Genomic DNA, 22765 nt, shown 5'->3' with positions numbered 1-22765 from the left:
AGAGCAGCCGACAGAAACGGAGTACGCCCATGTCCGCAGCACCGCCGGTGGCCGTCACCGGAGCCGAGGGATTCATCGGCTCACACCTGGTCGAGGCACTCGTCACGGCCGGCCACCGGGTCCGCGCGATGGTCCAGTACAACTCCTTCTCCTCCTTCGGCTGGCTGGAGACCCTGCCGGCGGAGGTGCTGGACGGCGTCGAGACCGTCCTCGGCGACGTCCGCGACCCCGGCTCGGTGAACGGCCTGGTCGAGGGGGCCGAGACGGTCTACCACCTGGCCGCGCTCATCGCGATCCCGTACTCGTACCGCGCCCCGCACAGCTATGTGGAGACCAACGTCACCGGCACCCTCAACGTGCTGGAGGCCGTACGGCACCAGGGGATCTCGCGGCTGGTGCACACCTCCACCAGCGAGACCTACGGCACCGCGCGGACCGTGCCGATCACCGAGGACCACCCGGTCAACACCCAGTCCCCGTACGCCGCCTCCAAGGCGGGCGGCGACCGGCTCGCCGACAGCTACCACGCCAGCTTCGGCACCCCCGTGGTCACCCTGCGGCCGTTCAACACCTACGGGCCGCGCCAGTCGATGCGCGCCGTCATCCCCACCGTGATCGCCCAGCTCGCCGCCGGGAAACGCACCGTCACCCTCGGCGACCTGCGGCCCACCCGGGACTTCAGCTACGTGAAGGACACCGCCGCCGCCTTCCTCGCCGTGGGCACCGCGCCCGCCGAGGCCGTCGTCGGACGCACCCTCAACGCCGGGACCGGCGGCGAGATCGCGGTCGGCGACCTGGTGGCGCTCATCGGCAAGCTCATGGACACCGAGGTGGAGGTCGTCCAGGACGAGCACCGGGTGCGGCCCGCCGACTCCGAGGTGATGCGGCTGGTCTGCGACGCCTCCCGGCTGCGGGCGGCCACCGGCTGGGCGCCGCGCCACAGCCTGGAGGAGGGGCTGGCCCACACCGTCGACTTCTTCCGCGACCCGGCGAACCTCGCCCGCTACAAGACCGACCTCTACAACGTCTGACCCGTGGCGCGTCCGCACCACGACCGCCGTCACACCCGCCGCCACCCGCACACCACGGAGAGGACAGCACCGATGCACGCAGTCATCATGGCCGGAGGGAAGGGCGTCCGGCTCCGCCCGTACACCACCGCCCTGCCCAAGCCGCTGGTGCCCATCGGGGACCGGCACGCGATCCTGGAGATCGTGCTGCGCCAGCTCGCCGGCGCCGGATTCACCAGCTGCACCCTGGCCATCGGACACCTGGGCCACATCATCCGCGCCTACGTCGGCGACGGTTCGCAGTGGGGCCTGCGGGTGGACTACGCCACCGAGGACAGCCCGCTGGGCACCATGGGACCGCTGCTGACGATGCTCGACCGGCTGCCGGAGCACTTCCTGGCGCTGAACGGCGACATCCTCACCGACCTGGACTTCGGCGACGTGCTGCGCACCCACCGGGGCTCCGGGGCGCCGCTGACCATCGCCACCCGTGTCCGCACCGTCGACATCGACTTCGGGGTGCTCAGCACCGAGTCGGGGAAGGTCACCGGCTTCGCCGAGAAGCCCCGGATGGACTACCGCGTCTCCATGGGCGTCTACGGGGTCTCCCGCGCCGCCCTGGCCCGCTATACCCCCGGACTGCCGCTGGGCTTCGACGAGGTGGTGCTCGACCTGCTGGCGGGGGACACCCCGCCGTACGCCTACGAGTTCGAGGGCTACTGGCTGGACATCGGAAGGCCCGACGACTACGACCGGGCCAACGCCGAGTTCACCGCGCGCCGCGGCCGGCTGATCAGGGGAGTGTGACCGTCCCGCATGCGCGTACTCGTCCTGGGGGCCACCGGCTGGCTGGGCAGGCACACCGCGGAGCACCTGCACGCCCGGCCGGGCGTGCAGGTGCTCCGCGCGGGCCGCGCCCCCGGCCCCGCCGCACCCGCCGCCTCCGGACCGGCACCGGACCCCACCGTGGACCTGACGGTGGACCTGGCCGCCGCGGACCCGGCCGGACTGGCCGCCCTCCTGGCGGACCTGGGCCCGGACGCCGTGGTCAACTGCGCGGGCGCCGTCGGCGGCGACGCCCTCCACCTCACCGGGGCCAACGCCCGCGGCCCGGCCGTCCTGTGCGCCGCCCTGCGCGCGGCCGTGCCCGGTGCCCGGCTGGTCCATCTCGGCTCGGCGGCGGAGTACGGGCCGGGCGAGCCCGGGCACCCGCTGGCCGAGGACCATCCCACCCGTCCGGTCGGGCTGTACGGCGCCGCCAAACTGGCCGGCACCCTGGCGGTCACCGGCTCCGGTCTGGACGCCGTGGTGCTGCGGGTGTTCAACCCGGCCGGCCCCGGCGCCCCGCCCTTCTCGCTGCCCGGCCGGCTCGCCGCCGAACTGCGGCGGGCCGGCGGCGTGGTGCGGGTCGGCGACCTGTCGGCGTACCGCGACTTCGTCGACCCCCGCGACGTCGCCGCCGCCGCGACCGCCGCCGCGCTCGCCCCCGGCCCGCTGCCCGGGGTGCTCAACATCGCGGGCGGGCGGGCCCGCCCCGTGCGGGACGTCGCCGAAGGGCTGGCCCGGGCCGCCGCCTTCCGGGGACGGATCGACGAGAAGGGCGACGGCTCGGCGCGCTCGGCCGCCGTCGCCTGGCAGCAGGCCGACGTCTCCGCCGCCGCCGGGGCGCTGGGCTGGCGGCCCCGGCGCACCCTGGAGGAGTCCCTCGCCGACCTGTGGACGGCCGGCGCGGGAGCGGCCCCGTGAGCGCCGCGGGTGCCGCCGCGCGGGAGCCCGCCGGGGCGCCGGGCCGGCTGCTCGTACCGCTGTACGTCCACCCGGCCGCGGACCCGGCGGCCTGGGCAGCGCTGTCCCGGGCCGCCGGGCGGCTGTACGGCGTCGTCCTCAACGCCGCGGACGGCCCCGGCCCGCGCCCCGACCCGGCCTTCGCCTCGGCCGCCGCCCGGCTGCGCCGCGCCGGGGTGCCGCTGCTGGGCTACGCGGACACCGACTACGGCACGCGCCCGGCGCGCGCGGTGCTCCGCGACGTGTACCGCCACCGCCGCTGGTACGGCGTGGACGGCGTCTTCCTCGACCGGGCCGCCTCCGTTCCCGCCTCGCTGCCCCGCTACCGCCGCCTGGTGCGGGCCGCCCGGCGACTGGGCGCGGCCACGGCCGTCCTCAACCCTGGCGCCCACCCCGACCCCGGATACGCGCGGCTGGCCGATCTGCTGGTCACCTTCGAGGGGAGCTGGACGGACTACCGCCGTGCCGAGGTCCCCCGGTGGACCCGGGGCCACCCCCCGCACCGCTTCTGCCATCTGGTGTACGCCGTGCCCGGGCACCTGGACACCGCGGTGGCCCGGCTGGCGCACGAGCGCGGCGCGGCGGTGCACTGCGCGGTGCCGGGCCGGGGCGCCAACCCCTGGCGGTCGGTGCCGCCGGCCGCCGGCCGTTCCGGAGGGCCGCCGTGAACCGCCGCCTCGCCGCCCTGCTGCCGCCGCTGTGCGCCCTGCTGCTCCTGACGGGATGCCCGGGTGCCACCGGGCCGGACCCCGTCCCCACGGGCACCGCCACCGCACCCGGCCCCCTCCCCACCGGCTCCACCGGCGCCGTTCCGCCGGACACCTCCTCGCCGGACACCGCTGCGCCGGGCCCTCCCCGGTCGGGCGGACCGCCGCCTCGCCGAGCCCGCTGGCGTCCGGAGCCCGGCACCACCTGGCAGTGGCAGCTCCAGGGCCGCGTCGACCCGACCGTGGACGCGGAGGTCTTCGACATCGACGGCTTCGAGAACGGCGCGGACACCGTCGCCGCCCTGCACACCCGGGGCCGGAAGGTGATCTGCTACCTCAACGCCGGGGCCTGGGAGGACTTCCGCCCCGACCGCGGCGCATACCCGCCCGCCGTCCTGGGCCGGGGCAACGGCTGGCCCGGCGAGAGATGGGTGGACATCCGCCGGCTGGACGTGCTGCGCCCCGTCCTGGCCGCCCGGCTGGACATGTGCGCGGAGAAGGGCTTCGACGCCGTCGAGCCCGACCTGCTCGACGGCTACCGCCACGACACCGGCTTCCCGCTCACCGCCGCCCACCAGCTCGCGTTCAACCGGATGGTCGCCGCACTCGCCCACGAGCGGGGGCTGTCGGCCGGCCTGAAGAACGACCTCGACCAGATCCCCGAACTGGTGGACGTCTTCGACTTCGCGGTCAACGAGGAGTGCGCCGAGTTCGGCGAGTGCGCGAAGCTGGCCCCGTTCACCGAGCGCGGCAAGGCCGTCCTCCATGCCGAGTACGCCCTGCCCACCGAGGAGTTCTGCGGCCTCTCGCGCCGCCTGGGCCTCAGCTCGATCCGCAAGCGCCTCGCCCTGGGCGCCTGGCGGAGCACCTGCTGAGCGGCCGGGTGCCTCAAGTGCTCGGGAGCGGCCGGAATCCGGCCCTTTCCGCAAGCCAGGAGAAGCCGAGCGGTCGGTTCACGAGGAAAACAGGTCTTTCGCCCTCTTCGCTCCCTGTCTCCGATTAGCTTCACATGTGTCAGTTTCGCTGTCTCTTTCGAGGGGAGCCGGTTATGCCCGGTGAGGAGATCGATCCGAGGGAGGGGCCCCAGCAGGGGACGTCCACGCCCGCTCAACAGGATCCCGAGGGCCCGTGGGGTGACGGACCCGGGCACGGGACGTCCATGCCCGCCGACGAGCCCGGCAGCCCGTGGGGCGACGGGGCGTAGCGCTCCGGGGAGGTGCCCGGCCGGCGCAGGCCGGCCGGGCGCCGTACGTCCGTGACGGACGGCGGGCCCGGCCCCGCCTCACTCCGTCCGGGCGCGCTCCAGGATCGCGCCGGTGTCGGCCCCGGCCGGGAGCGTGCCGAAGGCGTGCCCCCAGTCCCCGCCGAGCCGGGAGGCGCAGAACGCGTCGGCGACGGCCGGGGTGCTGTGCCGCACCAGCAGGCTGCCCTGCAGCACCAGCGCCAGCCGCTCGGCCAGCACCCGGGCGCGCAGTTGCGCGCCGGCCGGGTCCGCCGGCTCCGGCAGCATCTCCCGCACCCGGGCGGCGGCCGCGTCCAGCCGGGCGTCGGCACCGGCGGCGGCGTCCACCTCGGCCAGGACGGCGTCCAGCGCGGCGGGCTCCCTCGCCAGGACGCGCAGCACGTCGAGGGCCGCGACGTTCCCCGAGCCCTCCCAGATCGACAGCAGCGGTGCCTCCCGGTACAGCCGCGGCATGCCCGACTCCTCGACGTAGCCGTTGCCGCCCAGGCACTCCAGCGCCTCGGCCGCGTGGGCGCTGCCGCGCTTGCACACCCAGTACTTGGACACGGCCAGGGCCAGCCGCCGGAAGGCCGCCTCGGCGGCGTCCCCGGCGTGCGCCGCGTCCACCGCCGCCGCCAGCCGCAGGCCCAGCACGGTGGCGGCCTCCGACTCGACCGCCAGGTCCGCCAGGACCGAACGCATCAGCGGCTGGTCGGCCAGCGCCGCGCCGAAGGCCCGCCGGTGCGCGGTGTGGTGCAGGGCCTGCCGCAGTCCGGCGCGCATGCCCGCCGCCGTGCCCAGGACGCAGTCCAGCCGGGTCATGTTGACCATCTCCACGATGGTGCGCACCCCGCGGCCCGGCTCGCCGACCGGCCAGGCGAGGGCGCCGTCGTACTCCACCTCGGCGGAGGCGTTGGAGCGGTTGCCCAGCTTGTCCTTCAGCCGCATCAGACGCATGGCGTTGCGGGTGCCGTCGGGCAGCACGCGCGGCAGCAGGAAGCAGCTCAGCCCCTCCTCCGCCTGCGCCAGCACCAGGAAGAGGTCGCTCATCGGGGCGGAGGTGAACCACTTGTGCCCGGTGAGCCGGCAGGTGCCGTCGCCCGCGGGAACGGCACGGGTGGTGTTGGCCCGTACGTCCGAGCCGCCCTGCTTCTCCGTCATCGACATGCCCGCGATCAGCCCGGACTTCTCCAGCGGCGGCCGCGACCCGGACTCGTAGGAGCGGGCGGCCAGCAGCGGCTCGTACCCGGCGGCCAGCTCCGGCTGCGCGCGCAGCGCGGGAACGGCGGCGTACGTCATGGAGACGGGGCAGCCGTGCCCGGCCTCGGCCTGGGACCACAGGTAGAACTTGGCGGCGCGCACCAGATGCGCGCCGGGTCGGGGCTCCGCCCAGGGCGCGGCGTGCAGCCCGTGCTCCACGGCCGTGCGCATCAGGTGGTGCCAGGAGGGGTGGAACTCCACCTCGTCGATCCGGTGCCCGTAACGGTCGTGGGTGCGCAGCCGGGGCGGGCACTCCTCGGCCGTCCGGGCCCACTCCCACACCTCGGGCGTACCCGCCAGCGCGCCCAGCTCCCGCACCTCCGCCTCGCCCCAGCCGGCGCCGTGCCGGTGCAGCGCCTCCGGCAGGGCGGGCTCGTCCGCCGCGGTGAAGCCGGTCGGCGGCGGTGGCTGGTTGGTCACTTCGTGGGTGGCGCTCACGGCGGCCTCCAAGGGGCGGGACGGCGGGCTCCGCACTCCGACGTTACACATCGGTTGCACGTGGCGGAAGAACGTAACACCCGCTGCGGGCTAGGATCGCCCTGCCCATGGACACCACGGACGGCACCCCCGACCCGGCCGCGCCGCGCCCGCTGACGGCCCGCTCGGTCGTGCTCAGCACCCTGCTCGGCCACCACCCGCCGGCACTGCCCGCCCGGGCCCTGGTACGGGTGGGGGAGGTCTTCGGGATCGCCGAGGGCACCGTGCGGGTGGCGCTGTCGCGCATGGTCGCCGCCGGTGACCTCGTCCAGCGCGCGGACGGCTCCTACGGCCTCACCGCGCGGCTGCTGGAGCGCCAGGCCCGCCAGGACGACAGCCGCGCGCCCCGCACCCGCGACTGGCGCGGTGAATGGGAGATCGCCGTCGTCACCGCCGAGCGCCGGGCCGCGGCCGACCGGGGCGCCCTGCGCCGGGCCATGGCCGGACTGCGGCTGGCCGAACTGCGCGAGGGAACCTGGCTGCGCCCCGCCAACCTGCCGCGGCCCCGCCCGGCCGTGGTCACCGGCCAGTGCACCCTGCTGACCGGCGCCCCCGAGGGCGATCCGGCGGCGCTGGCCGCCCGGCTGTGGGACCTGGACGGCTGGGCGGCACGGTCCCGTGCGCTGCTGGCCGCCGCCGGTGCCGCCGAGGAGGCCGGGGACTTGGCCCGGCGCTTCACCGTCTCGGCCGCCGTGCTGCGCCATCTGCTCGCCGACCCGCTGCTGCCCGCCGAACTCCTGCCCGGCGACTGGCCGGGGGAGGAGCTGCGGCGCCGCTACGACGCCTTCGAGGCCGACTTCCGCACCGTCCTGTCGCGCCACGCGGCGGCCTGACGGACGGGCGCCGTCGGGCCCCGTTCGTCCGCGCACCCACCGCACCTCCGTGTCCTGCCCCGGGAACGGGGGTGCGGTGGGTGCGGGTTCTGTGGGTGCTGGGGTCGGGGCCGGTCCGGGGCGACCATTCCGGACGGTACGATTTACGGCCGTTGCCGTCCCACGTGTCGTGGCCCGCTCATTGGCCGCAAATCGCACTTGAGTGTCCGGAACGGCCGCCCCTCCCCGTCCCCTCCCGCCGTCTCCCGGCTGCCGGTCCGATTCCCCTGCGCTCCAGACCAGGCCCGTCCCCGGGGCATTTCTCCGGCCGCATCCCGTATACCCCCGGACCGGACCCGTTCCCGGGAGGGTCACCTCCGGCCGAGTCCGCGTCCGGGATGGCCGCACGGAGCCGGGTCGGGGGTCGGTACGGACCGGCCCGCCGGACGTGCCCGCAGGTCGCCCCGGTCCCGCCAAAGGGGGTACCACCGCACACCGGGGACGAGCAGCGTCCCGGCCGGACAACCGCAGCCCGGCCCGCACCGAGGCATGTCCTGGTCGCTCTCGCGTGCAGGGGTGAGTAGTCGGCAGTGCGGCCGGGGGCGTCACCCGACGTGTACGAGCTGGTGGGCGTGGAGGGCCGCAGGCACGACGGGGTGTACCCGGCGATGGCGGGGAGGGGACGGGGAGGGGCGGCCGTTCCGGACACTCAAGTGCGATTTGCGGCCAATGAGCGGGCCACGACACGTGGGACGGCAACGGCCGTAAATCGTACCGTCCGGAATGGTCGCCCCGGACCGGCCCCGACCCCAGCACCCACAGAACCCGCACCCGGGCGCAGCCCGGGCACGCGCCCCGTGCCATGCGCTCAGCGCGGAGCGAGCACCACCCACACCTGGCCCCGGGCGAAGTTCAGCCGCTCGCCGCCGGGCGTGGTGAACTCCGTGCCGTCCTCCGCCGACGGCCGCGACCAGCGCGCCTCGTACGCCCGGCCGCCGCGCAGCACGGTCGCCTCCCCGGAGCCGACCGTCTCCGAGTACGGGCTGACGCCGCCGCCCCGGTCCCGGAAGCGGGAGTCGCGGATCTCCACCCGCTGGACCACGACCGTCGGGGCGCCCAGCCGGCCGCCGTCGGTGGTGCGGGCCGGTTCGCCGTCCATGGACACCAGCCAGCGCTCCTCGTCCGCCGACCAGGTGAAGGTGTAGCGGGAGTTGGGGAAGCGGACGGTCTCCTCGTCGGTGGGCCGTCCGCCCTCCGGGGCCGGACCGAAGCGGAAGCCGATGTCATTGGCCTCGCTCACCTCCTCGGGCGCGGCGCGCAGCGCGGCCTCCGGGTCCAGGTAGAGGTTGTGCGGCGCGGACCGCTCGGAGCTGCGGGAGTACGCGTCGGGGACCTCGTCGGCCGGCAGCAGGTGCAGCGGGGAGTCCTCCAGCACGGGGATGAGCCGGGACTGCGCCCCGGAGTAGGCCAGGGCCGGTTCGCCGAACTGCCGCAGCAGTTCGATGTCCGCCTCCCGGGCGCTGCGCACCGGGCCGACGGAGGGCGGCAGCTCGGAGGAGAGGATCGTCAGCAGCCGGGTCAGCCCCCACTCCACCTGCTCCACGTACACGACGTCGGCCGCCTCCAGACCCGTGTGGGGGCGGGCGTTCCGGGCGTTGTCGATCTTCACGGCGAGCACCGGGGTCGACGGGTCCTCGACGCGTTCACCGGTGAACGGGAAGCGCTCGGTGTCCTGGCCGTCGCCGTTTCCGCCGCCGTTCCCGGCCGGGCAGCCCGCCAGCACGGCGGCCAGCACCACCGCCAGCAACACCGCCGGCAGCGTTCGCGCCGCCCGCGCCGGGATCCGCCCGTTGTCCCCGTTGTCCACCACTCGCTCACTCGCCGTTCCTCCGGCCGGGCACACCCGCGTGTCCCCGCACTCCTCCCCATCCCTTGACCGCGCCGCGGGTTTTCATGTCCGCTCCCCGGCCTCCGCGGGCCATGCGGGTGATGCCCCGTTCCGGGCCCGCCGACGCACCGCCGGCGGCGGCGGACCACCGGGGGCGGGTGTTCAGCCGGTGCGCATCCGTGCTTCCCACGGCGGTCACACCCAGGCCAGGCGGCCCGGCGATGAAGGAGGCGACCCGTTCGCCGCCCGGCCCAGGAGGACCCGCCGTGTCCGTCCCCACCGCCCCCGCTCCGCTCCCGTCACCGCCCCGGTCCCCCTCTTCCGCCGTCCCCGGTCTCCCCGCCGTCCCCCGCCCCGCGCCCGCGCCCGCCGTCGAGCGGAGCGTCGGCGACTACGTCGTCGGCCTCGCCCGCGACGAGGCCGACGTACGGGCCGCGCAGCGGCTGCGGCACCGGGTCTTCGCCGGTGAGCTGGGTGCCCGGCTCACCGGCGCCGAGACCGGTCTGGACGCCGACGCCCTCGACGCCCACTGCGACCACCTGCTGGTGCGGGAGCGGCGGGGCGGGCAGGTCGTCGGGACCTACCGGCTGCTGCCGCCCGGACGGGCGCGCGAGGCCGGACGGCTCTACGCCGAGGACGAGTTCGAGCTGGACGGGCTGCTGGACGGCGCCGGGCTCCGCGGCGACCTGGTGGAGGCGGGCCGCTCCTGCGTCCACCCCGGCCACCGCGACGGCGCCGTCATCGCGCTGATGTGGGCGGGCATCGCCCGGTACCTGGTCCGCACCGGCCACAACTGGCTGGGCGGCTGCTGCTCCCTGCCGCTGGACGACGGCGGGGCGCTGGCCGCCGGGGTGTGGGACACCGTCTCCGCGCGGCACCTGGCCCCCGCCGGGCACCGGGTGCGGCCCCGGCGCCCCTGGGACCCCGGTGCCGTCGAACGCGCGCCGCGCGCCGGTTCCCGGGCCGCGCTGCCGCCGCTGCTGCGCGGCTATCTGCGGCTGGGTGCCAAGGTCTGCGGCCCGCCCGCCCACGACCCGGACTTCGGGGTGGCCGACCTGTACGTACTGCTCTCGCTGCGCGACACCGACCCGCGCTACCTGCGGCACTTCCTCTCCCTCCTGCCGGAGTGAGGCATGGGCGCGGACCGTGGAGAAGGCCGGGGACACGGGGGACACGGAGGAGGGGCGGCGGGCTCCGTTCCCTGGCTGCCGGTCTCGCCGTGCAGCGTCACGGGGTGCCTGCCCGGCCGTCCGGCGGTGGTCGGGCCGCTGCGGCGGGCGGCGCGCCGGGTGGCGCTGTTCGCGGTCCTGGCGGCCGGGGTGGTGGCGCTGCCCGCCGTACGGCGCCGCGCCCCGGAGCGCCGGGCGCGGCTGGTACGGCGCTGGGCCGGGGCGGTCGCCGCGGCGGCCGGGGTCCGGGTCCGGGTCACGGGGGTGCCCGCGGCCGGTCCGGTGCTGGTGGTGGCCAACCACGTCTCCTGGCTGGACGTGCCGCTGCTGGCCGCCGTGGCACCCGGGCGGATGCTGGCCAAGCGGGAGGTCGGCGACTACCCGGTGGTGGGGCCGCTGGCCGCCCGCGGCGGCACCCTGTTCATCGACCGGGAACGGCTGCGGGCCCTGCCGGAGACGGTCGGCGCGCTCACCCGAGCCCTGCGCGCCGGGTCGACCGTGGCGGTCTTCCCCGAGGGCAGCACCTGGTGCGGCAGGGAGCGGGGGGCGTTCCGCCCGGCGGTGTTCCAGGCCGCGCTGGACGCCGGGGTGCCCGTGCAGCCGGTGGCGCTCCGCTACCCGCCGGTCGGCGGGCGGCCCGGCGTACCCGCCGACCGGGCCACCCAGGCGGCCTTCGTCGGCGACGACACCCTGGTGGCCTCGCTGCGCCGGGTGGTCGCCGCCCGCGGACTGGTGGCCGAGGTGACCGTGCTGCCGCCGCTGCCGGCCGGCGCCCACCCCGACCGGCGGGCCCTGGCCCGTGCGGCGCAGCGGGCGGTGGTGGCGGCGCTCACGGGGGAAGGCGGGGAGGGCTACCGGGAGCGGGAGCCGGTGGGGGAGCGGCCGGCCGGGGCGGTGGCGGATGCCCGCCACCGCCCCGGCCCGGGGTCGGGCCCGGGGCCGACCCCGGCCTCGGACCGAGTCCGGGCCGGGGCCTGATGCCGGTTCTGGCCTCGGGCCCGGTGGCGGCAGCACTCACGGGAAACGGCGGCCGGGGGCGAAGGCGGTGGGGCGGTGGCGGGGGGCATCCGCCCCGGGCCCGGCCACCGGTTCGGGACCCGGGAGCCGGGCTCGCGGCCGGGTCCCGCCCCTCGGCGGGACCCGGCCCGCGGGGCCGTCACCCCGCGGCGGCCCGACGGGTCAGCCGGATGGTGTCCCGGTACCACAGTCCGCTGTCCTTGACGGTGCGGCGCTGGGTGTCGTAGTCCACCCGGACCAGGCCGAAGCGCTTGTCGTACCCGTACGCCCACTCGAAGTTGTCCATCAGCGACCAGGCGAAGTAGCCGCGGACATCGGCTCCGGCGGCCCGCGCCGCCGCCACCGCGCGGATGTGGTCGGCGAAGTAGGCGGTGCGGTCGGCGTCGTGCACCGCGCCGTCCCCGGCGACCGTGTCGTCGAAGGCGGCGCCGTTCTCGGTGATCACCGTGGGCAGGCCGTAGTCCTTCTGCAGCCGCACCAGCAGCTCCGTCAGGCACTCCGGGACGATCTCCCAGCCCATCGCGGTGCGCGGCCTGCCCCGGGGTACGACCCGGGTCACCGGCAGACCGTCCTCGCCGGTGGTGGCGCCGTCCTCGGTGGTGCCGGAGAAGACGTGCCCGGTGTAGTAGTTGACGCCCAGCACGTCCAGCGGCGTGGAGATCGTCTCCAGGTCGCCGTCCTCCACCGGCAGGGTCACCCCGCGCTCGGCCAGGTGCTCCACCACGTCCTGCGGGTAACGCCCGTGCACCAGCGGGTCCAGGTAGAGCCGGGTGCCCATCCCGTCGGCGCGGCGGGCGGCGGCCCGGTCGGCCTCGCTGTCGCCCGCCGGGGTCGCGGTGCCCAGGTTGAGGGTGATGCCCAGCTCCTCGGGCGCGCTCCCGGCGGCCCGCAGCCGCTGCGCGGCCAGACCGTGCCCGAGCAGCAGGTGGTGCACGGCCCGCATCGAGTCGCCGAAGTCGCGGCGGCCCGGCGCGTGCTCCCCGGTGTCGTAGCCGAGCACCGCCGAGCACCACGGCTCGTTCAGCGTCGTCCAGTGCCGGACCCGGTCGCCGAGCGCGTCGTGGGCGATCTCGGCGTAGTCGGCGAACCGGTGCGCGGTGTCGCGGGCCGGCCAGCCGCCCGCGTCCTCCAGTTCCTGGGGCAGGTCCCAGTGGTAGAGGGTGATCCACGGGGTGATGCCGCGCTCCAGCAGCTCGTCGACCAGCCGGTCGTAGAAGGCGATGCCGCGCGGGTTGCCCTTGCCGCTCCCGCCCGGCTGGATGCGCGGCCAGGCCAGGGAGAAGCGGTAGGTGTCCACGCCCAGCGAGGCGATCAGCTCCACGTCCTGCGGCATCCGGTGGTAGTGGTCGCAGGCGGTGTCGCCGTTCTCACCGCCGGCCACGGCGCCGGGGACCCGGCAGAAGGTGTCCCAGATGGAGGGGGAGCGGCCGTCCTCGCCGGTGGCGCCCTCGATCTGGTAGGAGGAGGTGGCCACCCCCCAGCGGAAGTCCGCGGGCAGCCCGGCGACGGGCTCGGCGGCGGGCCCGGTGCCGGGGCCCGCGGCGGTGGAGTGGCCGGTGGGGGAATCGGGTGCGGTGGCGGTCATGCTTCTCCCGGGCGGTGGTCGTCGTTCAGCCAGCAGGCTACGCTGCGGCCGCTTGAGGAATCGGCAGGCGCCAGTGGGGGCGTCTTCCGGTCGCAGGGGGCGAAGGCCTTCGGACAGCGGGGGTGGAAGGCGCAGCCGGACGGCATCGCCCGCAGGTCGGGCGGGGAGCCGGGGATGCCGGTCAGCTCGCGGCGCGGGCCGTGCAGTGCGGGGAAGGAGTGCAGCAGCCCGGCGCTGTACGGGTGACGGGGGTCGCGGTAGATCTCGGCGGCCCCGGCCTGCTCCACGACCCGGCCGCCGTACATGATGGCGATCCGGTCGGAGAACTCGATCAGCAGCGAGATGTCGTGGGTGATGAAGACGACCGAGAAGTCCAGCTCCTCGCGGAGCCGGACGAGCTGCCGCAGGATCTGGCGCTGCATCACCACGTCCAGGGCGGTGGTCGGCTCGTCCATGATGACGACGTCCGGCTGGAGCGCCAGGGCCATCGCGATCATCACCCGCTGCCGCATGCCGCCCGAGAGCTGGTGCGGATAGGCGCCCAGCCGGTCGGGGGAGATCCCCACCAGCGACAGCAGTTCGCGCGCCTGCTCGGTCCGCCCGGCCCGGGGCATGTCCGGCCGGTGGGCCTTCAGCACGTCGGTGAGCTGGGTGTGGACGGTGTGGACGGGGTTGAGGGAGTTCATCGCGCCCTGGAAGACGATCGAGACCTCCTGCCAGCGGAAGGCGCGCAGCTCCCGCGCCGTCATGGCCAGCACGTCCACCGGCTCCCCGCCGCGCGGGTGGTAGCGGACGTCCCCGCCGGTGATCACCCCGGGCGGGGAGAGCAGCCGGGTGACGGCGTAGGCGAGGGTGGACTTGCCCGAGCCGGACTCGCCCGCCAGCCCCAGCACCTCGCCCCGGCGCAGGGTCAGGTCCACGTCGTGGACGGCCCGTACGGCGTCCGCGCCGAGGCCGTAGTCGACGCACAGGCCGCTGATCTCCAGCACGGGCGGCGGGACGGTCAGGGAGGCGGACCGGGAGGCGGCCTTCGGGGTGGTCATGAGAGGGTTCCCTCCGTTTCCTTGGCGGCCCGGGTGTCTCCGGCGGCCCCGGTGTCCCGGCGCGGTGTCCGGACGACGGGGGTGAAGCCGACCCGCATCCGGGCCGCGCCGCGGACCCGGGCGGTGGAGGTGCGCAGCCGGGGGTTGACGAACTCGTCGATGCCGAAGTTGATCAGGGACAGCGCCGTGCCCAGCAGCGCGATGCACAGTCCGGCGGGCACGAACCACCACCACGCGCCCTGGCCGAGCGCCTGGTTGCTCTGCGCCCAGAACAGGATGGTCCCCCAGTTCCAGTGGGAGATGTCCGCGACGCCGATGAAGGCCAGGGTGATCTCCGACAGCACCGCGAAGATCACCGTGCCGACGAAGCCGGAGGCGATGACGGCGGTCAGGTTCGGCAGGATCTCGAAGACGATGATCCGCCAGGTGGACTCGCCCGTGGCGCGGGCGGCCTGGATGTAGTCCCGGCCGCGCAGCGACAGGGTCTGGGCGCGCAGCACCCGCGCCCCCCAGGCCCAGGCGGTCAGACTGATCACCAGCGCGATCAGCAGGTCGCTCGAGTCCGGCAGGAAGCTGGCGATGATGATGATCAGCGGCAGCCCGGGGATGACCAGGAAGATGTTGCTGAACGCGGAGAGCAGCTCGTCGGCCACTCCGCCGAGGAAGCCGGCGCTCACCCCCACCAGCACGGACAGCACCGTCGCGCAGACGCCCGCGACGAGGCCCACCACCAGTACCCCCCGGGTGCCGACCAGCACCTGGGAGAAGATGTCCTGCCCGGTCTGGGTGGTGCCGAACGGGTGGGTGAGGGACGGCGGCTGGAGGACGTCGTCGCTCATCGCCGACGGGTCGTGGGGGGCCAGCCACTCCCCGGCGACGGCGAGCAGGACGAACAGGGCCAGGATCGCCAGCCCGGTCGCGGTCTTGCGGTTGCGCAGGAAGCGCAGCCGGTCGCGGCGGGCCGCGGGGGGCGCGGAGGAACCGGCGAGAGCGCTGTCGGTCGCCTGTACGGCCATCGGGTCAGGCCTCCTTCCGGGTGCGCGGGTCGAGGAGCATGTAGAGCAGGTCGGCCAGCAGGTTGGCGGCCAGGACGGTGAGCGTGATGATCAGGAAGACGCCCTGCATCAGCGGGTAGTCCTTGGCGTTCACGCCCTGGAAGAGGACGTAGCCGATGCCGGGGTAGGAGAAGACCATCTCCACCAGCAGGGTGCCGCCGACGATGAAGCCCAGTGAGAGCGCGAAGCCGGAGACGTTCGGCAGGATCGCGTTGCGGGCGGCGTAGGAGAACATCACCCGGCGCTCCGGCAGGCCCTTGGCCTGGGCGACCATCACGTAGTCCTCGGAGGAGACGGTCACCATCATGTTCCGCATCCCCAGGATCCAGCCGGCCACCGCGCTGAGCACGATCGTCACCCCGGGCAGCACCGAGTGGTACAGCGCGCTGGAGACGAACTCCCAGCTCAGGCCGGGGACGAGGCCGGTGTCGTAGCCGCCGGCCGCGGGGAAGACCGGCCACTGCACGGCGAACAGGGCGATGGCGATCAGGCCCAGCCAGAAGTACGGGATGGCCGAGATGAACGTGGTCACCGGCAGCATCCCGTCCAGCCAGGAGCCGCGCCGCCAGCCGGCGAAGATGCCGATGGCGGTGCCGAGCAGGAAGCTGAGCAGGGTGGTGGTGCCGACCAGGGCCACGGTCCACGGCAGGCTCTGGGCCATCACCTCGCCCACCGGGGTGGGGAAGAAGGTGAACGACAGGCCCAGGTCGCCGTGCGCCAGGTTCCCCCAGTAGTCGAGGTACTGCTGCCACAGGGAGCGGTGCTGGTCCATCCCGAAGAGGGTCTCCAGGGAGGCGATGGCCTTGCTGGAGAGCTGGCCCTGGTAGCGGGAGATCAGCGACTGCACCGGGTCGCCCGGCATCAGCCGCGGGATGAAGAAGTTGATGGTGATGGCCGCCCAGGCGGTCACCAGGTAGAACGCGGTGCGCTGCAGGAAGAACTTCACGGTGCCGTCTCCGTTCCGGCCCCCGGGCCCTTCGTGGTGCCGGTGCCCGCGGCGCTCGCGGCGGGGACGGCGGCCGGGGCGTCGTACAGCCAGCAGGCCGCCCACTGGCCGTCGTCGAGGTCGAAGCGCGGCGGCGTCTCGGTGCGGCAGCGCTCCATCGCCAGCGGGCAGCGCGGGTGGAAGCGGCAGCCCTCGGGCGGCGAGATCAGGCTGGGCGGCTCACCGGCCGAGGGGTCGGCGTCCGTGCCCGGTTCCCCGTCCGTTCCGCCGTCGGCCTCGTCGTCCGTGCCGGCGCCGGGGCCGGTGACCCGGTCCGGGTCCGGGGCGGAGGCCAGCAGCAGCCGGGTGTACGGGTGGGCGGGGCGCTGGGTGACGGTCTCGCTGTCCCCGCCCTCGACCATCCGGCCCGCGTACATCACCAGCGTGGTGTCGGCGAAGTAGCGGGCGGAGGCGATGTCGTGGGTGATGTACAGGATCGCCAGGTCCAGCCGCTCCTTCAGGTCGCGCAGCAGGTTGAGGACCCCCAGCCGGATGGAGACGTCCAGCATCGACACCGGCTCGTCGGCCAGCAGCACCCGCGGGTCGGCGGCCATGGCGCGGGCGATGGCCACCCGCTGGCGCTGCCCGCCGGACAGCTCGTGCGGGAAGGCGTCGAGGTAGCGCCCTGCGGGGGTGAGCTGGACGCGTTCCAGCAGCGCGGTCAGCGCCCGCTCCAGTTCCTGCGGGCCGTTGCCGGCCCGGTCGTGGATGCGCAGCGCGCGGGTGAGGTGGTAGCGGATGGTGTGCACGGGGTTGAGCGAGGCGAAGGGGTCCTGGAAGACCATCTGGACGTGCCGGCAGTACGCGCGGAACGCCCGTCCCCGGCCGGCCTTCACGGGCTTCCCGTCCAGCAGGAGCTCACCGGCGGTGAGGGGGTGGAGCTGGGCGAGCAGCCGGGCGACGGTGGACTTGCCGGAGCCGGACTCGCCCACCAGGGCGGTGACGGAGCCGCGGCGCAGCTCCAGCGAGACGTCGTCCACGGCGTGGACGGCCTGCCGGGGTCCGCCCAGCAGTGCGCGCGGGCCGCGCCGTACGGGGAAGTGCTTGCTCACCCCGCGGGCCTCCAGCACCACGCGCTCGTCGGCGGCGGGTACGGCGGGTGCGGCGGGTGCGGTGTGTTCGGTGTGTTCTGAGGACATTGGATGTCTTCTCTGCTGTGTCTGTGGGGTCCTCGGTCCGGGCCGAGGGGGTGTCCGGGGGATCCGGGGGAAGGGGGGCGGCCCGCCCCGCCGCCGGGCGGGAAGGACGGTGGCGGGGCGGGGGTCTGCTCCGGCCCCCGGATCAGGAGGCGGACTTCAGGTTCAGCACGATGTCCAGCGCGTTGGGCTGGGTGGGCTGCGGCGGGGCGTACGGGTCGGACTCCGAGGGCCAGCCGGTCCAGTTGCGGGTGACGTACTCGGCGCCGATGGGGGCGGCGGCGGTGGTGACCATCGGCACCTGCTCGACCATGATCCGCTGGAGCTCGTTCATGGCCTCGGTACGGGCGGCGTCGTCGCTCGCGTTGGCGTACTCGCGCAGGGCCTTCGTCGCCTCCTCGTTCCGGAAGCGGCCGAAGTTGCCGGCCGGGGAGGGCTTGCCCAGCGGCTGGTACAGCTCGCCGTCCATGATGTTCTGGTACATGTCGTACGGGGTGGCGCCGCTGTTGGTCCAGTGCAGGGTGGCGTCGAAGTCGCCGTTGTTCACCGCGGCGGTCCAGGCGTCCGCCGTCTGGGTCTTGATCTTGGCCTCGATGCCGATCTTCTTGACGTTGTCCTTGATGATCGCCAGACCGGTGAGGTAGTCGGACCAGCCCGCCGGGTCGGTGAGCGTCATCGTCACCGGCTTGCCGTCCGGGTCCTTCAGGACGCCGCCGGACAGGGTGTAGCCGGCCTTCTCGAGCTCCTTCTTGGCCGCCTCGACGTCCACGGTCTGCTTCTCGCCCTTGAACTCGGGGGCGAGGAAGGGCTCACCGGCCGGGAGCGGCAGGCCCGTGACGCTCTCGATCTTCGGGTAGAGGGTGGCCTGCGCCCGGACGTGGATGGCCTCCCGGTCGACGACGTGGTTGACGGCGCGGCGCAGCGCCGGGTCGTCGAAGGGCTTCTTCTCGGTGTTGAACCACAGGCCGTGGACGCCCAGTCCGGAGGGGAACCAGAGCTTGTTGTGCTCGGGGTCCTTGGAGACGTAGATCTTCTTGTAGTCCGGGGTGAACACGAAGGTCCACTCGCAGTCGCCGTTGGCCAGGGCGGTGGTCTGCGCGTTGTTGTCGTTGTAGGAGGTGTAGCGCAGCTCCTTCACCTCCGGCGCGTCCTTCCAGTAGGAGTCGCGGGCGGTGAGGGTGACGGTCTGCGGGGTGAAGGTCTTCAGGGTGTAGGGGCCGGTGCCGACGGGCTCCTTGTTGGGCCAGGTCTCCGGGTTCTCCACCTTCGACCAGACGTGCTTGGGCACGACGAAGGTGGTCAGGATCTTGCTCTGGTTGACGAACTGCGACTCGGAGAAGGTCAGTTCGACGGTGCTCCCCTTGCGGGTGACGCCCTCGTACGGGACGCCGTTGGTGTTCAGCGCCGAGTTGTCCTTCAGCAGGTTGAAGGTGAACTCCACGTCCTCGGCGCTGAGTTTCTTCCCGTCGGACCAGGTGGGCCCGTCCTGGACGGTGAGCGTGAGCTTCCTGTAGTTGTCCGCCCAGGTCCACTCGCTGGCCAGCCAGGGCTTGGGCTCCTCGGTGGGGCGGACGATGTTCACCATGGCCAGCGGCTCGTAGATCATGTAGCGGTAGCCCAGGGAGGCGCCCGCGGAGGTGTTCAGGAACGGGTTGCTGTTGTTGGTCTGCGGGCCGTTGGGCATGCCGACGGTGAGCACGCCCTTCCCGCCCTTGCCCTGGGCGCCGCCCGAGGCGGGGGCGCCGGCGGTGCAGCCGGCGAGCAGGACGGTGGCGCTCAGGGCCGCCGCGGCGGCGGCTCTGGTCCGGGCCGGTACTCTCATGATCTTTCTCCTCTGTGGTTCTTCCGGGGCCGCCGGATGTCGGGGGCGGTCGGCCGCCGGGCTCCTGAGAGCGCTCTCAGAGAGGTGAGAGCGCTCTCAGGAAAGTTTCGAAACGGGCATGCGGGTCGGAATCGGATGGGGGTCGGTGCGGTGGGGGGTGGTGCCCAGGGGGCCGGGGGCTAGGGGGTCCGGGTGAGGGGCACGGGGGCGGAGCCGCGCACCACCAGTTCGGCGGGCAGGACCACCGGTCCGGCGGGCGGCGGACCGCCGTTCACCCGGGCGAGCAGCAGGGCGGCGGCCGCCTCGCCCATCGCCCGCAGCGGCTGGCGGACGGTGGTCAGCGGCGGATCGGTGTACGCGGCGAGCGGGATGTCGTCGAAGCCGACCACGGCGACGTCCCCGGGCACCCGCAGGCCGGCCGTGCGCAGGGCCCGCAGGGCGCCCGCCGCGCAGAGGTCGTTGTGGGCGAAGACGGCGTCCGGGGTGATGCCGTCGGCGAGCAGCTTCTCCACCGCCTCCTCGCCGGACCGCTCGGTGAAGTCGCCCTCCACCGTGCGGCGCGGGTCGTGTTCCACCCCGTGCGCTTCGAGGGCGCCGAGGAAGCCGGCCAGCCGTCCGCGCACGGAGCCGAAGTGCGGCGGGCCGGTGACCACCAGGGGTGTCCGGCGCCCCAGGGCCAGCAGATGACGCGCCGCCAGCTCGCCGCCGAGGGTGTTGGCGACGGTCACCGACGGGAACCGCGGGCGGTCGGTGCGGTCGTCCACCAGCACGACGGGCAGGTCCGGGCGGAGCGCCGCGGCGACGGGGTCGAGCGCGTCCTGCGGTCCGACCACCAGCAGCCCGTCGAACGCCGCCGCCGAGATCTGTCCGGCGAACCGCGCCATCGACCTCGGGCCGTGGTTGCGGGTGAACAGCAGCAGCCCGTATCCGGCCGCCTCGACGGTGTCCAGTGCTCCCTGGACGACCTCGGCGGTCCAGGGCCAGCTGAGGGAGGACGCGAGCACCCCGACCGTACGGCCGCGGCCGCGGGCCAGTTCGACGGCGCGTGAACTGGGCACATAGCCCAGCCGGGCGATGACGGCGCGCACCCGCTCGGCGGTCCCGGCGTCCACCTCGTCCTTGGCGTTGAGCACCCGGGAGACGGTCGACTTGCTGACCCCGGCCGCACGGGCGACGTCGGCGATGGTGACACGCATGGACGCTCCTCGGCGGGTCGGCGCGGCTTCGCGGCGGACGGGGTGGCGGACAGGGGGCGGAAACGGGAACGGCGGCCCGTACGGGACCGGTCCCGGAACCGGTCCCGGACATGGGCAGGGAGTCAAACGGCCGTGAGGACCGCCGTCAAGACTTCACGTAAAAATTGGTTGCAACGATCTGAGAGCGCTCTCAAGAGCGCTCTCATGTTCATAACTTGAAGCCATTGGTCTTGTCCAAGCCCTTGACGATCCGGGTTACCCGAGAGTTGACTCACCGGTTGAACTGAGCCCGGACGGCGCGGGGTTGTCACCCGCGCCGTCCGGCGCGCCCCCCACCGCGGGTGGGCCGACACCGGCCGCCCGCACCCGTACCGGCCCCCCACCGCCGGTACCGCACGACGGACGAAAGTGGTGACCATGCACCCTGCCCCCCACGACCCCCACACCTCCGAGCCCTCGTCCCCACCGCGGAGAACGGGGCGCCGCCGTCTCCGGATCTGGGCCTCCGTGGCGGCCCTGGCGACCGCGGCCGTGGCCATCACGGTCAACGGCACCGCCTCCGCCGGGCCCTCCGACACCTCGGCCGAGGCTGCCGAGGCCGCCGCCCAGGTGCTGTTCGAGGACCACTTCGAGGGCCCCGCCGGCGCGGCCGTCGACGGCTCCAAGTGGAGCCTGGAGACCGGGGACAACAGTGGCAACAACCACGAGCGGCAGTACTACACCCCGGGCAACGCCAACGCCGCGCTCGACGGCGACGGCAATCTGGTGATCACCGCCCGCAAGGAGAACCCGCGTGACTACCAGTGCTGGTACGGCCGGTGCGAGTACACCTCCGCGCGGATGAACACCGCCGGGAAGTTCACCACCACCTACGGCCACGTCGAGGCCCGCATCAAGGTCCCGCGGGGCCAGGGCATGTGGCCCGCGTTCTGGATGCTGGGCGCGGACATCGGCGACCCGAACGTCGGCTGGCCCAGGAGCGGCGAGATCGACGTCATGGAGAACGTCGGCTACGAGCCGGGCACCGTGCACGGCACCCTCCACGGCCCCGGCTACTCGGCCGGTGAGGGCATAGGCGCCGGCTACACCCTCCCGGGCGGCCGGGCGTTCGCCGACGACTTCCACACCTTCGCCGTCGACTGGTCCCCGAACTCCATCACCTGGTCGGTGGACGGCCAGGTCTACCAGCGGCGCACCCCGGCCGACCTGGGCGGCGACCAGTGGGTGTTCGACAAGCCGTTCTTCCTGATCCTCAACCTGGCGGTGGGCGGCGACTGGCCCGGCCTGCCCGACGCGAGCACCTCCTTCCCGCAGAAGATGGTCGTCGACTACGTCCGCGTCACCAAGGGCGGTGACGGCGGCGGCGACGGCGGCAACGGCGGCGGGCGCACCGGGCAGATCACCGGCCTGGCGGGCAAGTGCCTGGACGTGGCCTGGGGCGACAGCGCCGACGGCACCCCGGTGCAGATCCACGACTGCCAGGGCAACGACGCCCAGCGGTGGACCGTCGCCGGCGACGGCACCATCCGCGCGCTCGGCAAGTGCCTGGACGTCTCCGGCGCCGGCACCGCGGACGGCACCAAGGTGCAGCTGTGGGAGTGCAACGGCAGCGCGGCCCAGCAGTGGGTCGTCACCCCCGCCCGGGACATCGTCAACCCCAAGGCGGACAAGTGCCTGGACGTGAAGGACGGCAGCTCCGCCAACGGTGCCAAGACGCACATCTGGACCTGCACCGGCAAGGCCAGCCAGAAGTGGACCACCCCGTGACCCGGCCCCGCGAGGGCGCGGACCGGCGGTGACCACACGGTGACCGGGTACGGCCGGCGGGCGGCGGCCCGCCGGCCGTACCCGCCGGCCGTCCGGCCGTCACCCGGCCGCGGAGTCCTCCGGACCGGCGGCGACGAGCTCCCGGTACTCGGGGTGCAGCTCGATCCACTGCTCGACGAACGGGCACTCCGGCCGCGCCCGCAGCCCCCGGCTCCGCACGTCGTCCAGCAGGGCCCGGGCGAGCCGGTCGCCGATGCCCCGTCCCAGGAAGGGCCGGGAAACCACCACACGCGGGCAGTGGACCACCCCGCCGTCGCGGACGTAGTCCGCGAAGCCGGTGAGCGTCGTGCCGATCCGCGCCTCGAACCGCCCGCGGGACGGTGCGTCGACGATCGTGACCGGGGTGTTGGTGGCTGTCATGGCCATCTGAGTCCCTCCGGGGTGACCGATTTGCGCATTTTGTATGGCCGTCGAGTGCCACGCACCGGCGTTCCTACTCCTCCTCGCGCCGGTGTGCGCCGGTCCGGGGGACGGCGGGTCAGTCCGCCTCGGGCCCTTCCAGCCGGAAGCCGACCTTCAGCCCGACCTGGTAGTGCTCGATCCGGCCGTCCGCGATGTTGCCGCGGACCTGGGTCACCTCGAACCAGTCCAGATGGCGCAGGGTCTCCGAGGCACGCTCGATTCCGTTGCGGATCGCCTGGTCGACGCCCTCGTGCGAAGTGCCGACGATCTCGGACACCCGGTAGACGTGGTCGCTCATGGTGACCTCCTGTGAACGTGGGGGAAGAGCGGTTCCCCTTCACGGTGCCCCATGGCCGGGCGGTCCGCG

The 22765-nt window shown here is 74.3% G+C and carries 20 protein-coding genes; 9 read left to right on the top strand and 11 right to left on the bottom strand.

The window, feature by feature from the left end; genetic code table 11:
- Positions 1–29 precede the first annotated feature (29 nt).
- The 5 genes from CUT44_RS21010 (at position 30) to CUT44_RS20990 (ending at position 4377) form a co-directional block, all read left to right on the top strand.
- A complete protein-coding gene (locus CUT44_RS21010; protein ID WP_100203477.1) occupies positions 30–1031 on the top strand; it encodes an SDR family NAD(P)-dependent oxidoreductase in 1002 nt (333 codons plus the stop codon).
- Positions 1032–1103: 72 nt separating this feature from the next.
- Positions 1104–1817 carry a nucleotidyltransferase family protein gene (locus tag CUT44_RS21005; RefSeq protein WP_100203476.1) on the top strand — a complete coding sequence of 238 codons (714 nt, stop codon included), beginning with the start codon at positions 1104–1106 and terminating at the stop codon, positions 1815–1817.
- A gap of 9 nt (positions 1818–1826) precedes the next feature.
- Positions 1827–2756, top strand: a complete 930-nt coding sequence (locus CUT44_RS21000; RefSeq protein ID WP_100203475.1) for an NAD-dependent epimerase/dehydratase family protein — start codon at positions 1827–1829, stop codon at positions 2754–2756.
- Positions 2753–3463, top strand: coding sequence for a spherulation-specific family 4 protein (locus CUT44_RS20995; protein WP_100203596.1), 711 nt, complete (start codon positions 2753–2755; stop codon positions 3461–3463). Before CUT44_RS21000 ends, CUT44_RS20995 begins: the two co-directional genes overlap by 4 nt.
- Positions 3460–4377 carry an endo alpha-1,4 polygalactosaminidase gene (locus CUT44_RS20990; protein ID WP_233221541.1) on the top strand — a complete coding sequence of 306 codons (918 nt, stop codon included), beginning with the start codon at positions 3460–3462 and terminating at the stop codon, positions 4375–4377. The genes CUT44_RS20995 and CUT44_RS20990 overlap by 4 nt, the downstream gene beginning before the upstream one ends.
- A 407-nt stretch (positions 4378–4784) precedes the next feature.
- Here CUT44_RS20990 and CUT44_RS20985 read toward each other — a convergent pair whose 3' ends face one another.
- Positions 4785–6422, bottom strand: a complete 1638-nt coding sequence (locus CUT44_RS20985; RefSeq protein ID WP_100203594.1) for an acyl-CoA dehydrogenase family protein — start codon at positions 6420–6422, stop codon at positions 4785–4787.
- A gap of 107 nt (positions 6423–6529) precedes the next feature.
- Between CUT44_RS20985 and CUT44_RS20980 the strand changes: the two genes are divergently transcribed.
- Positions 6530–7294: a PaaX family transcriptional regulator C-terminal domain-containing protein gene (locus CUT44_RS20980; RefSeq protein ID WP_100203474.1), complete on the top strand. Its 765-nt coding sequence runs from the start codon at positions 6530–6532 to the stop codon at positions 7292–7294.
- Between the two features lie 847 nt (positions 7295–8141).
- Here CUT44_RS20980 and CUT44_RS20975 read toward each other — a convergent pair.
- Positions 8142–9143: a DUF3048 domain-containing protein gene (locus CUT44_RS20975; RefSeq protein ID WP_233221540.1), complete on the bottom strand. Its 1002-nt coding sequence runs from the start codon at positions 9141–9143 to the stop codon at positions 8142–8144.
- Positions 9144–9382: 239 nt separating this feature from the next.
- Between CUT44_RS20975 and CUT44_RS20970 the strand changes: the two genes are divergently transcribed.
- Positions 9383–10291 (top strand): GNAT family N-acetyltransferase, encoded by a 909-nt coding sequence (locus tag CUT44_RS20970; protein ID WP_100203473.1) that lies wholly within the window; start codon positions 9383–9385, stop codon positions 10289–10291.
- A gap of 126 nt (positions 10292–10417) precedes the next feature.
- Positions 10418–11308, top strand: coding sequence for a lysophospholipid acyltransferase family protein (locus CUT44_RS20965; RefSeq protein ID WP_233221538.1), 891 nt, complete (start codon positions 10418–10420; stop codon positions 11306–11308).
- Positions 11309–11486: 178 nt separating this feature from the next.
- On the opposite strand, the gene CUT44_RS20960 is transcribed toward CUT44_RS20965, so the two are convergent.
- The 7 genes from CUT44_RS20960 to CUT44_RS20930 all read right to left on the bottom strand — a co-directional run bounded on the left by CUT44_RS20960 (position 11487) and on the right by CUT44_RS20930 (position 20169).
- Positions 11487–12932: a GH1 family beta-glucosidase gene (locus tag CUT44_RS20960; protein WP_100203471.1), complete on the bottom strand. Its 1446-nt coding sequence runs from the start codon at positions 12930–12932 to the stop codon at positions 11487–11489.
- Positions 12929–13975 (bottom strand): ABC transporter ATP-binding protein, encoded by a 1047-nt coding sequence (locus CUT44_RS20955; protein ID WP_100203470.1) that lies wholly within the window; start codon positions 13973–13975, stop codon positions 12929–12931. Before CUT44_RS20955 ends, CUT44_RS20960 begins: the two co-directional genes overlap by 4 nt.
- Positions 13972–14991, bottom strand: a complete 1020-nt coding sequence (locus CUT44_RS20950) for an ABC transporter permease (protein WP_100203469.1) — start codon at positions 14989–14991, stop codon at positions 13972–13974. The genes CUT44_RS20955 and CUT44_RS20950 overlap by 4 nt, the downstream gene beginning before the upstream one ends.
- 4 nt (positions 14992–14995) lie before the next feature.
- Positions 14996–15976: an ABC transporter permease gene (locus tag CUT44_RS20945; RefSeq protein ID WP_100203468.1), complete on the bottom strand. Its 981-nt coding sequence runs from the start codon at positions 15974–15976 to the stop codon at positions 14996–14998.
- The gene (locus CUT44_RS20940; protein ID WP_100203467.1) at positions 15973–17154 is read right to left on the bottom strand and encodes an ABC transporter ATP-binding protein; all 1182 of its coding nucleotides are present in this window, start codon (positions 17152–17154) and stop codon (positions 15973–15975) included. The genes CUT44_RS20945 and CUT44_RS20940 overlap by 4 nt, the downstream gene beginning before the upstream one ends.
- A 142-nt stretch (positions 17155–17296) precedes the next feature.
- Complete coding sequence (locus CUT44_RS20935) at positions 17297–18973, bottom strand: ABC transporter substrate-binding protein (RefSeq protein ID WP_100203466.1); 1677 nt, start codon at positions 18971–18973, stop codon at positions 17297–17299.
- Positions 18974–19152: 179 nt separating this feature from the next.
- On the bottom strand, positions 19153–20169 hold the full coding sequence (locus CUT44_RS20930; protein ID WP_100203465.1) for a LacI family DNA-binding transcriptional regulator: 1017 nt from the start codon (positions 20167–20169) through the stop codon (positions 19153–19155).
- Between the two features lie 417 nt (positions 20170–20586).
- Between CUT44_RS20930 and CUT44_RS20925 the strand changes: the two genes are divergently transcribed.
- Positions 20587–21936 carry a glycoside hydrolase family 16 protein gene (locus CUT44_RS20925; RefSeq protein ID WP_100203592.1) on the top strand — a complete coding sequence of 450 codons (1350 nt, stop codon included), beginning with the start codon at positions 20587–20589 and terminating at the stop codon, positions 21934–21936.
- Between the two features lie 99 nt (positions 21937–22035).
- On the opposite strand, the gene CUT44_RS20920 is transcribed toward CUT44_RS20925, so the two are convergent.
- Positions 22036–22356: a GNAT family N-acetyltransferase gene (locus CUT44_RS20920; RefSeq protein ID WP_100203591.1), complete on the bottom strand. Its 321-nt coding sequence runs from the start codon at positions 22354–22356 to the stop codon at positions 22036–22038.
- A gap of 118 nt (positions 22357–22474) precedes the next feature.
- Positions 22475–22696 carry a dodecin gene (locus CUT44_RS20915; RefSeq protein ID WP_100203464.1) on the bottom strand — a complete coding sequence of 74 codons (222 nt, stop codon included), beginning with the start codon at positions 22694–22696 and terminating at the stop codon, positions 22475–22477.
- Positions 22697–22765: the final 69 nt, after the last annotated feature.

It is taken from the genome of Streptomyces carminius (genome assembly GCF_002794255.1).
Taxonomy (GTDB): domain Bacteria; phylum Actinomycetota; class Actinomycetes; order Streptomycetales; family Streptomycetaceae; genus Streptomyces; species Streptomyces carminius.
Note: the sequence above shows the minus strand (reverse complement) of the source record. Positions and strands in the feature narration are given on the sequence as shown.